14 protein-coding genes are annotated in these 14,423 nt (G+C 62.4%); 10 read left to right on the top strand and 4 right to left on the bottom strand.

Going from position 1 to position 14,423, the window contains the following annotated elements; translation table 11 throughout:
* Nucleotides 1–173: 173 nt before the first annotated feature.
* The 5 genes from JHL16_RS17910 to JHL16_RS17890 are packed head-to-tail and all read left to right on the top strand — an operon-like array spanning nucleotide 174 to nucleotide 4,285.
* Entirely contained in the window at nucleotides 174–1,244 is a 1,071-nt protein-coding gene (locus JHL16_RS17910) for an ABC transporter ATP-binding protein (RefSeq protein ID WP_200186220.1), read from the top strand.
* Nucleotides 1,244–2,311: an ABC transporter ATP-binding protein gene (locus JHL16_RS17905; RefSeq protein ID WP_200186219.1), complete on the top strand. Its 1,068-nt coding sequence runs from the start codon at nucleotides 1,244–1,246 to the stop codon at nucleotides 2,309–2,311. Before JHL16_RS17910 ends, JHL16_RS17905 begins: the two co-directional genes overlap by 1 nt.
* Nucleotides 2,311–3,174: a carbohydrate ABC transporter permease gene (locus JHL16_RS17900; RefSeq protein ID WP_200186218.1), complete on the top strand. Its 864-nt coding sequence runs from the start codon at nucleotides 2,311–2,313 to the stop codon at nucleotides 3,172–3,174. Before JHL16_RS17905 ends, JHL16_RS17900 begins: the two co-directional genes overlap by 1 nt.
* Nucleotides 3,174–3,974, top strand: a complete 801-nt coding sequence (locus tag JHL16_RS17895; RefSeq protein ID WP_200186217.1) for a carbohydrate ABC transporter permease — start codon at nucleotides 3,174–3,176, stop codon at nucleotides 3,972–3,974. Before JHL16_RS17900 ends, JHL16_RS17895 begins: the two co-directional genes overlap by 1 nt.
* 17 nt (nucleotides 3,975–3,991) lie before the next feature.
* On the top strand, nucleotides 3,992–4,285 hold the full coding sequence (locus JHL16_RS17890) for a DUF2160 domain-containing protein (protein ID WP_137857548.1): 294 nt from the start codon (nucleotides 3,992–3,994) through the stop codon (nucleotides 4,283–4,285).
* 58 nt (nucleotides 4,286–4,343) lie between these two features.
* Here JHL16_RS17890 and mtnK read toward each other — a convergent pair whose 3' ends face one another.
* From mtnK to JHL16_RS17870, 4 genes are read right to left on the bottom strand one after another with little or no spacing between them, the layout of a single operon-like run.
* On the bottom strand, nucleotides 4,344–5,606 hold the full coding sequence (mtnK, locus tag JHL16_RS17885) for an S-methyl-5-thioribose kinase (protein ID WP_200186216.1): 1,263 nt from the start codon (nucleotides 5,604–5,606) through the stop codon (nucleotides 4,344–4,346).
* Nucleotides 5,607–5,617: 11 nt separating this feature from the next.
* The gene (locus JHL16_RS17880; RefSeq protein WP_137857550.1) at nucleotides 5,618–6,643 is read right to left on the bottom strand and encodes an ABC transporter permease; all 1,026 of its coding nucleotides are present in this window, start codon (nucleotides 6,641–6,643) and stop codon (nucleotides 5,618–5,620) included.
* Between the two features lie 22 nt (nucleotides 6,644–6,665).
* Nucleotides 6,666–8,168, bottom strand: coding sequence for a sugar ABC transporter ATP-binding protein (locus JHL16_RS17875; RefSeq protein ID WP_246770965.1), 1,503 nt, complete (start codon nucleotides 8,166–8,168; stop codon nucleotides 6,666–6,668).
* Between the two features lie 27 nt (nucleotides 8,169–8,195).
* A complete protein-coding gene (locus JHL16_RS17870) occupies nucleotides 8,196–9,203 on the bottom strand; it encodes a sugar ABC transporter substrate-binding protein (RefSeq protein ID WP_200186214.1) in 1,008 nt (335 codons plus the stop codon).
* 316 nt (nucleotides 9,204–9,519) lie between these two features.
* Here JHL16_RS17870 and JHL16_RS17865 point away from each other — a divergent pair, with 316 nt between their 5' ends.
* The 5 genes from JHL16_RS17865 to JHL16_RS17845 all read left to right on the top strand — a co-directional run bounded on the left by JHL16_RS17865 (nucleotide 9,520) and on the right by JHL16_RS17845 (nucleotide 14,423).
* Entirely contained in the window at nucleotides 9,520–10,020 is a 501-nt protein-coding gene (locus tag JHL16_RS17865) for a VOC family protein (RefSeq protein WP_420884545.1), read from the top strand.
* Between the two features lie 36 nt (nucleotides 10,021–10,056).
* Complete coding sequence (gene wrbA / locus JHL16_RS17860) at nucleotides 10,057–10,656, top strand: NAD(P)H:quinone oxidoreductase (RefSeq protein ID WP_200186212.1); 600 nt, start codon at nucleotides 10,057–10,059, stop codon at nucleotides 10,654–10,656.
* A 68-nt stretch (nucleotides 10,657–10,724) separates the two neighbouring features.
* Complete coding sequence (gene glpK / locus JHL16_RS17855) at nucleotides 10,725–12,209, top strand: glycerol kinase GlpK (protein WP_200186211.1); 1,485 nt, start codon at nucleotides 10,725–10,727, stop codon at nucleotides 12,207–12,209.
* 298 nt (nucleotides 12,210–12,507) lie between these two features.
* Nucleotides 12,508–13,752, top strand: a complete 1,245-nt coding sequence (locus JHL16_RS17850) for a BtaA family protein (protein ID WP_200186210.1) — start codon at nucleotides 12,508–12,510, stop codon at nucleotides 13,750–13,752.
* Nucleotides 13,749–14,423 (top strand): class I SAM-dependent methyltransferase, encoded by a 675-nt coding sequence (locus JHL16_RS17845; protein ID WP_420884544.1) that lies wholly within the window; start codon nucleotides 13,749–13,751, stop codon nucleotides 14,421–14,423. The genes JHL16_RS17850 and JHL16_RS17845 overlap by 4 nt, the downstream gene beginning before the upstream one ends.

The raw sequence follows: 14,423 nt of genomic DNA, 5'->3' as shown, positions 1-14,423 counted from the left end.
GAAACGCCGCTGGTGTTTCCCGGGATGTAGGGAATAAAGCGCGATGGCTTTAAGAAGAGGCGCCGTCACGCTTTATCTTTTTATCGACGCATGATTTTTCCGGAAAACCGCTTCGCACTTTTCCGGATCATGCTCTAGAGTGTCATCTTCACGTCAGAAAGCTCAGGCGGCCGATGTCCCTTGAACTCAAGAATGTGACCAAACGTGTCGGCGCCGACACGCATATCCATGAGACGAGCCTCAGATTCGAGGACGGGTCGTTCAATATCCTTCTCGGCACCACACTTTCCGGCAAGACCTCGCTGATGCAGCTGATGGCGGGCCTCGACCGGCCGAGCTCCGGCGAAGTCTGGTTCGCGGGCAAGAACGTGACAGGCGTTCCGGTGCAGAAACGCAATGTCTCAATGGTCTATCAGCAGTTCATCAATTACCCGAATTTCAGCGTCTATGAGAATATCGCCTCGCCGCTGCGGGTCGCCGGCATGGCTGAGGCCCAGATCGACAAACGGGTGCAGCAGGCGGCCGATCTCCTGCGGCTCGGGCCGATGCTCAAGAGGCGGCCGAGCGAATTGTCGGGCGGCCAGCAGCAGCGCACCGCGATCGCGCGCGCTCTGGTCAAGGATTTCGACATGATCCTGCTCGACGAGCCGCTCGCCAATCTCGATTACAAACTGCGCGAGGAATTGCGCGACGAGCTGCCGAAGCTCTTCGCCGGACGCAATTGCATCGTCGTCTATGCGACGACCGAACCCACTGAAGCCCTGCTTTTCGGCGGCAACACGGTGCTTCTCCATGAAGGCCGCGTCACCCAGTTCGGACCGACCTCATCGATCTACCGCAAGCCCGCCGACCTCACCAGCGCGCAGGTCTTCTCCGATCCGCCGATCAACACCGCCAAGGTGATGAAGAAAGGCGACCAGATCACGCTTGAAAACAAGGTCACCTGGCGGGCGCCCAAGGCGGCGCGTGTGCCGGACGGGGCCTATACGATCGCGATCCGGCCGCATCACATCACGCCGGTGCAGCAGGGTCGGGAGGCCTCCACCATCGAAGGCCGTGTCCTGGTGACGGAGCTGTCGGGTTCGGAAAGCGTCGTCCATTTCGACATGAACGGCCAGACCTGGGTGTCGCAGTCGCATGGCATCCATCCCTTCGAGGTCGGGGCGACGGCGAAGCTGTTCGTCGATGTCGACCAGGGCTTTTTCTTCGACGGCGAGAACCGGCTGATCGGAGCGGCTGCCTGATGGCCAGGATCACGCTCCAGGATATCCGCCATGCCTATGGGCCCGATCCCCAGCGCGAAGAAGACTGGGCGCTGAAGAAGCTCACGCTCGAGCTCAAAGATGGCGGCGCCTATGCGCTGCTCGGGCCCTCGGGCTGCGGCAAGACGACCTTGCTCAATCTCATCTCGGGCCTGCTCGCACCGACCGAAGGCCGCATCCTGTTCGACGGCACCGACATCACGGATGCTTCCCCTGAGCAGCGCAACATCGCCCAGGTGTTCCAGTTTCCGGTCATCTACGACACGATGACGGTCTACAGCAATCTGGCCTTCCCGTTACGCAATCGCGGCATCGGCGAAAAGGAGGTCGATGCAAGGGTGCGCGAGATCGCCCATATGCTCGAGCTCGACGCGACGCTGATGAAGCGGGCCTCGGGCCTCACCGCCGACGGTAAGCAGAAGATCTCGCTCGGCCGCGGCCTGGTGCGCTCGGACGTCAATGTCATCATGTTCGACGAGCCGCTCACCGTCATCGACCCGCATCTCAAATGGGTGCTGCGCTCGAAGCTGAAGGAGCTGCATCACCGCATCCGCCGCACCATGATCTATGTCACGCATGACCAGACGGAGGCCTTGACCTTCGCCGAGCAGGTGGTGGTCATGAAGGACGGCCAGATCGTGCAGATCGGCACGCCGATCGAGCTCTTCGAGCGGCCGCAGCACACTTTCGTCGGCCATTTCATCGGCTCGCCCGGCATGAATGTCCTGCCCTGCGAAGTGAAGGGCGGCAAAGCGATCTTCGCCGGCAATAACGTGCCGGCGTTCAATGCGGCCGCCTATAAGGGCAATGGCAAGACGCTCGAGCTCGGCGTCAGGCCGGAATTCGTGCGTTTCGCCGGCGATGGCATCCCCGTCGATATCGTCAAGGTTGCCGATGCCGGACGCTACCGCATCGTCGAGACGCGGCATCAGGCGCACAGCATCAAATTGCTGGTGGCCGAAGGCGCCGAGCTGCCTTCCGGCCAGGCGCGCCTCCACTTCGACGCCGATCACACGCAGATCTATGAAGACGGATGGATGGTGTCCTGATGAACAAGACCGTCAACCAGAAAGCCTGGTTCTTCGTCCTGCCCGTCGTGCTGCTGGTCGCCTTCAACGCCATCATTCCGCTGATGACGGTGGTGAATTTCTCGGTGCAGGAGACCTTCGGCGACAACATGTTCTTCTGGGCCGGCGTGCGCTGGTTCGAGCAGGTGCTGCAGTCGGACCGCTTCCATGCCGCACTCGGCCGGCAGATCCTGTTCACCGCTATCGTCCTCCTGATCGAGATTCCCCTCGGCCTCGCCATCGCGCTCACCATGCCGCGCAAGGGTCCCTGGGTCTCGGTCTGCCTGGTGCTGATGGCGCTGCCGCTGCTGATCCCGTGGAATGTCGTCGGCGCCATGTGGAATATCTTCGCGCTGCCCGATATCGGCCTGCTCGGCCGCCTCATCAACGGGCTCGGCATCGAATACAATTATACGCGCCAGATCTTCTCGGCCTGGTTCACCATGGTGCTGATGGATGTCTGGCACTGGACGTCATTGGTCGTGCTGCTCTGTTATGCCGGCCTGGTCTCCATCCCCGACGCTTATTATCAAGCGGCCAAGGTCGACGGCGCCAGGCCCTGGGCGGTGTTCCGCTATATCCAGCTGCCCAAACTCAAATATGTGCTGACCATCGCCATATTGCTGCGCTTCATGGACAGCTTCATGATCTATACGGAAGCGGTGGTGCTGACCGGCGGCGGCCCTGGCAATGCGACGACCTTCCTGTCGATCGACCTGCAGAAGATCGCCCTCGGCCAGTTCGATCTGGGCCCGGCGGGCGCCATGTCGATCATCTACTTCCTGATCATCCTGTTCTTCAGCTGGCTGTTCTACACGCTGATGATGAAAGACGAGGCCCGGTGATGAAACGCGTGCCCTGGCTTGTCCCGACGCTTTACATCCTCTTCCTGCTGCTGCCGATCTATTGGCTGGTCAACATGTCGTTCAAGACGACGAACGAGATTCTTGGCTCGTTCACTCTGTGGCCGCGGAACTTCACCCTCGACAATTATGTGAAGATCTTCACCGACCCGACCTGGTACAATGGCTATATCAACTCGATCACCTATGTGCTGATCAACATGGTGCTGTCGATCGTGGTGGCGCTGCCGGCGGCCTATGCCTTCTCGCGCTACCGCTTCCTCGGCGACAAACATCTGTTCTTCTGGCTGCTCACCAACCGCATGGCGCCGGCCGCCGTCTTCGCGCTGCCTTTCCTGCAGCTCTATTCGGCGGTAGGCCTGTTCGACACGCCGATCGCGGTGGCGCTCGCCCATACGCTGTTCAATATTCCGCTCGCCGTATGGATTCTCGAAGGTTTCATGTCGGGGGTGCCGAAGGAGCTCGACGAGACGGCCTATGTCGACGGCTATTCCTTCTGGGGCTTCTTCTTCAAGATCTTCGTGCCGACGATCGCCGCCGGCATCGGCGTCGCCGCCTTCTTCTGCTTCATGTTCTCCTGGGTCGAATTGCTCCTCGCCAAGACCTTGACCTCGGTCGCGGCGAAGCCGATCGCCGCCACCATGACGCGCACCGCCAGCACCTCCGGCTATGAATTGGGCCTCCTGGCGGCAGCCGGCACGCTGACCATCGTGCCCGGCGCCATCGTCATCTATTTCGTCCGCAACTATATCGCCAAGGGCTTCGCCCTTGGGCGCGTGTAAGGGAGGAGGGAACTGTCATGGAAAACGCTGCGTTCCTTTCCTGGATGGCCTGGACCTGGCCGACGGCGGCCTTCTTCCTGTTCATCTTCCTGTGCCTCGTCGGCATGTCGGTGTGGGAGTATTATTCGCCGGGTGGCACGCCACGCCATGGCATATTGGGTCTGGACACCACGCGCGGCGACCGGCTGTTCATCTCGCTGCTCGGCAGCGCCTTCATTTTCCTGGCCTGGCTCGGCCTCGTCGGCACGCCGCTCTGGGGACCGCTGGCGATCGCGCTCGTCTACGCTTTCGCGGTATTCAAATGGGTGTAGCGCATGACCCGGAAAAGTGGCGGCCGGTTTTCCGACAAGGTCATGCGCAAATCCAAGATCAATTAACACCCAGCACCGCGCGTGCGGCATGGGCGACCTCGTTCATGCCGGTGAAGCGATCGGCATCGAGGACCATGCGCCGCGCCATCGTCAGCGCCTTGCGCTCGCATCTGGCGCGCAGAGCCGGATCCTTGATGCTTTCGAGATCTTCCGTGTGGGCGAGGCCCAATATCCGGCGGATCATCTTGATGCCGGCGAAGGAAATCGTATCGGTCAGAAGCTTGCGCATGAAACGCTGCTTCTCGGCGGCGAAGGCGACCGCCCCTTCGGGCTCGGTGAAGAGCTCCGGCATATAGGCGTCGCCCGATCTGCTCTTGTCCCAGAGCTCGAGGAAGCGCCGGCTGAACAGGCGCCAGACATTTTCCGTCTGCAGCAGGATCCAGTGGCGATAGGGATTGCGCTGGCCGAAGCGCTCTTCATGGCCGGCCTGAGCGTAATAAGCGATGAGCAGATTACCGATGACGGCGCCGACATCGAAGCCCATGGGGCCGACAAAGGCGAATTCGGGATCGATGACGCGCGTGTCCTGAGGGGTGAGCATGACCGAGCCGGTATGGAGATCGCCGTGGATCATCGCCTCGGCCGAGGTCAGGAACTGCAATTTGCGCTCCTGGACTTTGATCTTCAAAGGCTCGTCGCGGCGGAACTGGGCGGCGATGTCGTCGAGATAGGGCGTCGTCCAGCGGTTGAGCTTGGCGACCCGGTAGGGATCGGTGAAGACCAGGTCTTCGGTGATCTTGCACAGCTCGGTATTGCCGGCAAAGGCGGCGATGCGCTGCTTGTGGACGGCGGCCGGCACGGCCAAAGCGGAGGTATTGAAGAGGGTCTGCGCCATGAATTCGGCGATGTGGCCGGCGAAGAGGGGATATTCGACGCCGCGGATGAGCCCCTTGCGCATGATGACATGGGGGGTCAGGTACTCCATCACGATCAGCGCCAGATCGCGGTCGTAATGATGGATCTTGGGCACCAGGCGCGGCGCGTGCCGCGCCTGCTCGGAGAGCGCCATATGCTCGTAATAGGAGCGCTCGAGCGGCAAGGGCCAGCTGTCGCCGACGAGCCGCACATAGGGCAGTGCCTGCTTGACGACGACGGCGCCCTGGGGGCCCTTGACGATGAAGACGAGGTTCAGATTGCCGTCGCCCACTTCCTCGACGGTCCAGGTCTCGGCTGCGCCGCCGAGAAAGTCGCGGACATTGGGCAGTTCCGACAGGACACCCGGCAAGGTGCCGTCATTGAGGGCGCGATAGGCGGTCGACATGGTTCCTTGGTTCAATGCGACGCCGAGCGCGAGACACGCAGACGCTCGGCATAGATATTGATGATCAGAGCGGCGAGCAGAATGAGGCCGCGGATCAGGATTTTCAAGAAGCTGTCGATATTGATGTGATCGAGGCCGTTATTGAGCACCCCCAGCACGAAGAGGCCGATGATGGTATTGCCGATGCCGCCGCGGCCGCCGAACAGGCTGGTGCCGCCGACGACGACGGCGGCGATGGCATCGAGCAGATAGGTGCCGAACTCGTTCTGCTGGGCGCTGCCGAAATAGGCGACGCCGAGCATGCCGGCGAGGCCGGAGCAGAAGGCCGAGATCATCAGCACGGCGGCGATGATGAGCTTGACATTGACGCCCGAATATTCGGCGGCCTCGCGATTGCCGCCGACCATGTAAACATAGCGGCCGAAACGCGTATAGGTCAGCACGACATGGCCGATCAGCAAGGCCAGAGCGGCGACGATGATGAGCCAGGGAATGCCGAAGATGGAGCCCGAGCCCAGCTCGCCGACGAGGGACGGCACGGCATAGGCGATCTGGCCCCTCACCAGCATGGCGCTGATGCCGTCGCAGATCTGGAGCATGGCGAGCGTCATGATGAAGGAGGGAATGCCGATCCGCGTCACGCCGATGGCGGTGATGCCGCCCAGCGCCACGCAGGTGGCGATCGCCAGGATGATGGCGAAACCGCCGGCGAGCGGGATATTGGCGATATTGACGCTCGCATCCTGCAGCGTGAAGAAGGCGACGACGATGCCGGTGGCATTGGCGACGCTGGCGACGCTCAGGTCGATCTCGGCGGTGAGGATGACGAAGGTCAACCCGACCGCGATGATGGCGGTGATCGACACCTGCTGCAGGATGTTCTGCAGATTGCCGAAGGACATGAAGGAGGAACTGGCGAAGCTGAAAAAAGCGACCAGGAACAGCAGTGTCAGGAAGGGCGCGATATTGCTCAGCTGGTTACGGAACCAGTCGCCAACTGACTGCCGTGCCGGGCGAGCTTCCGAAGTTGACGTCATCCCCGTTTCCTCACTGTCATATTCATGCTGCCGCCAAGAGGCGGTCCTTGCTGATCGTTTCGTCGGCGAATTCCTGTGAGACCGTACCCTTACGCATCACCATGATGCGGTCGGCGAGCGACAGCACGGTTTCGGGCTCGGTCGAGAATATAATGATGCCCACGCCCTGGTCGCGCAGATTCCGCACGATCTTCACCACATCTTCCTTGGCGCCGACATCCATGCCGCGGGTCGGCTCGCTGAGGATCAGAACCTTGGGCAGATAAGTCAGCCATTTGGCGACGCCGACTTTCTGCTGGTTGCCGCCCGAGAGATTGCCGAGCAGCGCCTCGGTGCCCGGCGTCTTGATGCTCAGGCTTTCGATGTGCTGGCGCGCGATCTTGCGCTCGGCATCGGGCTTGAGCCAGAGGCGCGACAGGCGCTCCAATATGGCGATCGACGTGTTCTTGTAGATCGGCTCATGGTGGAACAGCATGCTGCGCCGGCTTTCCGGCACATAGGCGATGCCGGCCTTGGCGGCGCGGGCGGTGTTGGAGAGCTTGTGCGGCGCGCCGTCGAGCTTGAGCAGGCCCGCGTCGCATTTGAGCTTGCCGAACAAAGCGCGCGCCAGCTCGATCTGGCCGCAGCCCATGAAGCCATAGATGCCGAGGATCTCGCCGCCTTTGACGGTAAGGCTTACATCCCGGAACGCGCCGGCCTTGCTCAGGCCTTCCGCCTCGAGAACCGTCCTGGCGCCCTTGGGGCTCGCCAGCGTGATGTCGCCCAGATAGCTCGATTCCAATTCCTCATGGCCCTTGCCGATCATGCGCTGGATGATCCAGGCCTTGTCGATCTCCGGCGTCACCGGTGCCGCGACCACCTTGCGGCCGTTGCGGAAAATGGTGATCTCGTCGGCGATGGCGAGCACGTCTTCGAGGAAGTGCGAGATGAAGATGATGCTGTTGCCCTGATCGCGTAAGCTGCGCAGCGAGCGGAACAGGCGCTCGATCTCGGGCGGCGACAGAGCCGAGGTCGGCTCGTCCAGGATGATGATGGATGCCCCGGAAAACAGGACGCGGGAGAGCTCGACCAGCTGCTGGATGCCGATCGGCAGGTCGCCCAGGATCATGCGTGGATCGAGATCGAGGCCGAGCTTCTGCAGCTGCTCGCGGGCGCCTTTGTTCATGGCGGCCCAGTCGACGGCGCCCAGCCGGGTGATCGGCTGGACTCCCAGATAGACATTCTCGGCGACGGTGAGCTGCGGCACGACGCTCAGCTCCTGATGCACCATGCCGATGCCGTGTTTCAGAGCGTCGCGGGCAGAATGGAAGTGGACGGGCGCGCCGTCGAGCAGCATCTCGCCCTCGAAGCCCGCATGCACGCCGGCGATGATCTTCATCAGGGTCGATTTGCCGGCGCCGTTTTCACCGACCAGCGCGTGGATCTCGCCCCGGCGCAAGGTGAAGTCCACACCCCGAAGCGCTTCGACACCGCCGAAGGACTTCGAGATGTGGGACATTTTCAGGCGAATAGCGGCCTCATCCATAGCGGCCGACTCTATCACAAACAGGCCTCAGATCAGGAATTGTTCCTCCATCCAGGCCATGCCGGCGGCGTTGTCCTTGGTCACCACCGGACCGTCGGTGATGATGTGCTTCGGAATGCCTTCACCCGTCTTGGTGCCATGCACGACGGCGGCGACGCCGGCGATGATGGCGCCGCCATGGATGCGGCAAGACGGGTTGCGCACCGTCGCGAACATCCGTCCGTCGGAGACGGCGGCAATGGCCGGCGGCATGGCGTCGACACCGCCAATCAGGATGCCGTCGCGGCCCTTGGACTGCATGACTTTATGGGCGGCGAGCGCCATGTCGTCATTGTGGAAGAAGGCGGCATCGATCTGCGGGTGCTTGGTAAGCAGTGTCTCCCAGATGCGGGCGACCTTGGTGACGTCCCAATCGGCCGGCTGCTCATCGAGCACCTCCATGTCGGGGAACTTCTCGATCACCGACTTGAAGCCCTTGGCGCGGCCCTGCGCGCCGGTATGGCCGAGCGCACCTTGCGTCATCACGATTTTGCCCTTGCCGCCGAGCTTGTTGACGAGGGCCTGGGTCACCGAGGCGCCCATGAACTCATTGTCGGGGGCGAGGAAGGTGTGGACGTCGATCGTGTCGAGAGGTGCGATCAGCGTGTCCATGTCCATGACCGGGGTGCCGCCCTCGATCATCTTCTTGACCGGCGCGGTCAGGGTGCCGATGCCGAAGGCCTGGATGGCGACGAAGTCCCATTTCTGCGAGGCCATGTTGTCGATGGCGGCGCGTTGCTTCACCGCATCGAGCTGGCCGTCGAACCAGGTCACTTCCACATTGAAGAGCTTGCCCCAATATTCGGCGGCCTGCTTGCCCTGGGCGCACCAGGTAGCCTGCAGACCGGCATTGGAGAAGGCGGCCTTCAATGGCTTTTCCGATTTGCCGGCTTCCTTGGCGAGCGCCGCAAGACTGGGTGCGAAGAGGCCGGCGGCGCCGGCCACTGTGGCGAGCTTCAGAAGGTCGCGGCGAGACTGCACGTTTGAGTCCGACATCTGGGGTTCCTCCGTTTTCATGTCAGGGACATTTGTCATACTTATTGTTTTGGCAAATTTATAAAGTGAGTTTTCGGCTTTGCCTAGAGCCCTTCCCGTTTCGATCGAATCGAGACGATTCGATCGAAACGGGAAAAAGGCTCGGACAACTTATAATTTGAGCGCTCCCTTATCGCCAAAGTCGGGCAACTTTGGCGGGGAGCGCTCTGCGCTCACAGCCAAAGTGGCGTGCCACGAAAGGACACTTGCAATAACCTTCACGTTAGCCTATTTTCTTCTGTAACTTAGAATGTTACAAATGTTACAGGAGATCCCGGTGTCCACGACCCAGACCGCGCCGATCGCCGCGGGAACGCGCATCGGCCATGTACATCTGAAAGTGTCCGATCTCGATCGGGCGCTCGCCTTCTATTGCGGGGTGCTCGGTTTCGACCTCATACAGAAGTATGGCAGCCAGGCCGCCTTCATCTCGGCCGGCGGCTATCATCATCATATCGGCCTCAATACCTGGGAAAGTGCCGGCGGCTCACCGCCGCCGCCCGGTACCACCGGCCTGTTTCACCTCGCCATCCTCTATCCGACCCGCGCCGATCTCGCCGATGCGCTGAAACGGCTGGCCCAGCACGGTATTTCGCTTGACGGTGCGTCCGATCACGGTGTGAGCGAGGCGCTGTATCTGCGCGATCCCGACGAGAACGGCGTCGAGCTCTATTGGGACAAGCCCGAGAGCCAGTGGCCGCGCAATCCGGATGGATCACTCGCGATGTTCACGCGCCGTCTCGATATCGAAGATCTCTTGCGCACCGCCCAGAGTTAACAATTCCACTGACCTCAGACTGAAAGGGGATATCCCATGACCAAAGTTCTCGTCCTTTATTATTCCGCCTATGGCCATATCGAGCAGATGGCCTATGCCGTGGCCGAAGGCGCCAAGTCGGCCGGCGCCCATGTCGATGTGAAGCGCGTGCCGGAACTGGTGCCGGAAGAGGTCGCCAAGAAGTCGGGTTTCAAGCTCGACCAGAAGGCGCCCATCGCCACGGTCGATGAGCTGCCTAATTATGATGCAGTCATTTTTGGATCGGGGACGCGCTTCGGCAATGTCACCGCGCAGCTGCGCAATTTCATGGACCAGACCGGCGGCCTGTGGATGAAAGGCGCGCTTGTCGGCAAGGTCGGCTCGGTCTTCACCTCGTCGGCCACCCAGCATGGCGGCCAGGAATCGACCATCCTCACCTTCATCCCCACCTTGCTCCACCAGGGCATGGTCGTGGTGGGCCTGCCTTACGCTTTCCAGGGCCAGATGGGCGTCGATGAGATCAAGGGCGGCTCGCCCTATGGCGCCTCGACCATCACCGATGGCGACGGCAGCCGGCAGCCTTCGGCGGTCGAACTCGACGGGGCCCGCTACCAGGGCCGCCATGTCGCGCAAATCGCCGCCAAGCTCGCGAAATAACTACGTTTATTGTTGACCTGCGGGTCCCTGAACAGGAAACTCCTCGCCTATAAAGCGGGGAGTTTTTTATGGCGCCTTACATCCTGGCGATCGACCAGGGGACCACGTCGACGCGCAGCATCCTGTTCCGGCCCGATCTGTCGGTGGCGGCCGTCGGCCAGCAGGAATTTCCACAGCATTTTCCGGATTCGGGCTGGGTCGAGCATGAGCCCGAGGATATCTGGCGCACCACCGTCGAGACGATGAAGGTGGCGCTCGCCAAGGGCGCGGCCGAGGCGCGCGACATCGCAGCCATCGGCATCACCAATCAGCGCGAGACCGCACTCATCTGGGACCGCAAGAGCGGCAAGGCGATTCATAGAGCGATCGTCTGGCAGGACCGGCGCACCGCCGATCTCTGCGCGCGCCTCAAGGAGGCGGGACATGAAGCCATGGTCTCGGCCAAGACCGGGCTGCTGCTCGATCCCTATTTCTCCGGCACCAAGATCGCCTGGCTGCTCGACAATGTGCCGGGCGCGCGGGCGAAGGCGGAAGCGGGCGAGCTCGCTTTCGGCACGATCGACGCGTTTCTTCTGTGGCGTCTCACCGGCGGCAAGGTGCATGCGACGGACGCCACCAATGCGGCGCGCACGCTTCTCTACGACATTCATCGCGGCCAATGGGACAATGAGCTCTGCCGTCTGCTCAATGTGCCGAAGTCGCTCTTGCCCGAAGTGCGCGACTCCTCGGGTGATTTCGGCGCGACCGACGCGCAGCTCCTGGGTGCCGCCATCCCGATCAAGGGCATTGCCGGCGACCAGCAGGCGGCGACGGTCGGCCAGGCCTGCTTCCTGCCCGGCATGATGAAGTCGACCTATGGCACGGGGTGCTTCGCGCTGCTCAATACGGGCACATCGCCGGTCACCTCGAAGAACCGGCTGCTGACCACGATCGCCTATCAGCTGAACGGCAAACGGACCTATGCGCTGGAAGGCGCCATCTTCGTCGCGGGCGCGGCGGTGCAGTGGCTGCGCGACGGGCTCAAGATCATCGATGCGGCGCATCGCACCGGCGATCTCGCCGCCGCCGCCGATCAGAATCAGCAGGTCTATCTCATTCCGGCTTTCGTCGGGCTCGGCGCGCCTTACTGGCGGCCGGAGGCGCGCGGCGCGATGTTCGGGCTGACGCGCGCGACAGGACCGGCGGAGTTCGCGCGCGCCGCGCTCGAGGCGGTGTGCTACCAGACGCGCGACCTGCTCGAGGCGATGCAGGGCGATTGGGGCGACAAGAAGAGCACGATCCTGCGCGTCGATGGCGGCATGGTCGCGTCCGACTGGACCATGCAGTTCCTGGCCGACATTCTCGATGCGCCGGTCGACCGCCCGAAAGTGCTGGAGACGACGGCGGTGGGAGCCGCCTATCTCGCCGGCCTCGCCCAGGGCCTGTGTCCGGCACCGGAGGAATTCGCCAAGGGCTGGAAGCTCGAGCGCCGCTTCGCACCGAAAATGCCGGCAGAGATCCGCGACGAGAAATATGCCGGCTGGAAAGACGCGATGCGGAAGCTGTTGAGCTGACTCACCCTCGCCCCGCGTAGCGGGGAGAGGGTAGGGGCCCACCGCGAAGCGGTGGGAAGGGTGAGGGGCGCAGGATCTCTTGGTGCAATGATAAGCGCACCTATCGCGACCGCCGATTTTTGCTGGAAAAAAGGGTAACAGGGATGCTCCTCACCCTCCCAACGCTGACGCGTTGGGTTCCTCCCTCTCCCCTCTTCGAGGGGCGAGGGCAAGTGCGCCTGGGGGTAATTTCCCTGTCATTTGGCCGTCACGGAAACGCCGCATAGCCTCCCTGACCAGAAGAGGGAGAGAATCATCGATGACCGCTATAACCGCCGATACCGAGCTGTCCTCCGCGGATGCTCTCAAAGCGGCCGTCCATCAGCACCGGGCCGTTTCCTTCAACGGCATGCTCGAAAGACTGTTCACGATGGCTTTCGGCGGGCTCGTCTATCCGCAGATCTGGGAAGATCCGATCGTCGATCTCGAGGCGATGGAGCTCACCCAGGACCATCGCATGATCACCATCGCGTCGGGCGGCTGCAATGTGCTCTCTTATATGACGCGCTCGCCTGAAAGCATCATCGCCGTCGATCTCAATCCCGCCCATATCGCGCTGATGAAGCTCAAGCTTGCGGCGGCGCGGCAGCTGCCGGCCTATGAGCAGTTCCGCCGCTTCTTCGCCGATGCCGACAGCCATGCCAACACGGCCGCCTATCACGCTTTTCTGCGCCCGCAGCTCGATCAGGAGACGCAGCGCTATTGGGAGAAGAAGACGCTCAATGGCCGGCGGCGCATCGACATGTTCGCCAGGCGCTTCTACCGCCACGGCCTGCTCGGCCGCTTCATCGGCGTCGCACATCTGGTGGCGCGTTTCTATGGCGTGCGCCCCGAGACGATCATCAACATGTCGGATCTCGCCGAGCAGCGCATCTTCTTCGACGATCATATCGCGCCGATCTTCGACAAGCGTCTGGTGCGCTGGCTGACCGGCCGGCGCCTGTCGCTCTATGGCCTCGGCATTCCGCCGGCCCAATATGAGAAGCTCGCCGGCGGGCGGTCGATGTCGGAAGTGCTGATCGAGCGGCTGCGCAAGCTCGCCTGCGACTTTCCGCTGAACGAGAATTACTTCGCCTGGCAGGCTTTCGCCCGGCGCTACGACACGGGTGCTACGGCGGCACTGCCGCCCTATCTGCAGCGCGAGCATTTCTCGGCGGTGAAGCGCGGGGCAGGGCGGATCACGCCCCATCTCGGCTCCTTCACGGCCTGCCTCAAGGCGCATGAGGCGGAAAGCCTCGACCGTTATGTGCTGCTCGACGCGCAGGACTGGATGACGGACGAGCAGCTCACCGAATTGTGGGAAGAGATCACCCGCACCGCCAAACCGGGCGCACGGGTAATCTTCCGCACCGCCGGCGAGGCGACGATCCTGCCCGACCGGGTGCGCGCCGACATTCTGGAGCGCTGGTCCTATGAGGCGGAGCGCTCGCGTATCCTGGGCTTCATGGACCGGTCCGCCATCTATGGCGGCTTCCATCTCTATCAGCTGAAGGCGGCTGCGTGACCGTTGACGCCCATCACAGCGATCTCATGGACCGCATCTACCGCCACCAGCGGCATTTCTATGATGCGACTCGCAAATATTATCTTCTGGGCCGTGACCGGCTGATCGAGACCCTGGCGCCGCCCCGCAACGGGACGGTGCTGGAGATCGGCTGCGGCACCGGGCGCAATCTGTTGAGCGTGCGGCGGCGCTATCCGCAGGCCCGGCTCTTCGGCCTCGACATCTCGGACGCCATGCTCGCGACGGCGCGGGCGCATTCGCGCGGGCAGGATATCGCCTATGCCAAGGCGGATGCCGCCGCTTTCGATCCGCAACAGCTGTTCGGGGTCGAAAAATTCGATCGCGTCTTCATTTCCTACGCTTTGTCGATGATCCCGCCCTGGCAGGATGTGCTTGCGCAGGCGAGCTCCATGCTGGCGCCGGGTGGCGAGCTGCATGTCGTCGATTTCGGCCAGCAGGAACGGCTGCCCAGGCTCTTCCGCTCGACCTTGCGCACATGGCTCTCCTGGTTCCATGTGACGCCCCGGGCCGATTTACGTGAAAGGCTCGAGGACGTGGCGCGCGCCCAAGGCGCGGCGCTCCAGTTCACGGCGCTCAAGGGCGGCTATGCCTGGCTCTTCGCGGTGCGAAACCCGGGCTTGTCAGAAAGGGCGAATTCCTCTCTATTCTGA

Source organism: Taklimakanibacter albus (assembly GCF_016595235.1).
GTDB lineage: Bacteria > Pseudomonadota > Alphaproteobacteria > Rhizobiales > Aestuariivirgaceae > Taklimakanibacter > Taklimakanibacter albus.
The sequence above is the reverse complement of the archived record's forward strand: the minus strand, read 5'-3'. Positions and strand labels throughout refer to the sequence as shown.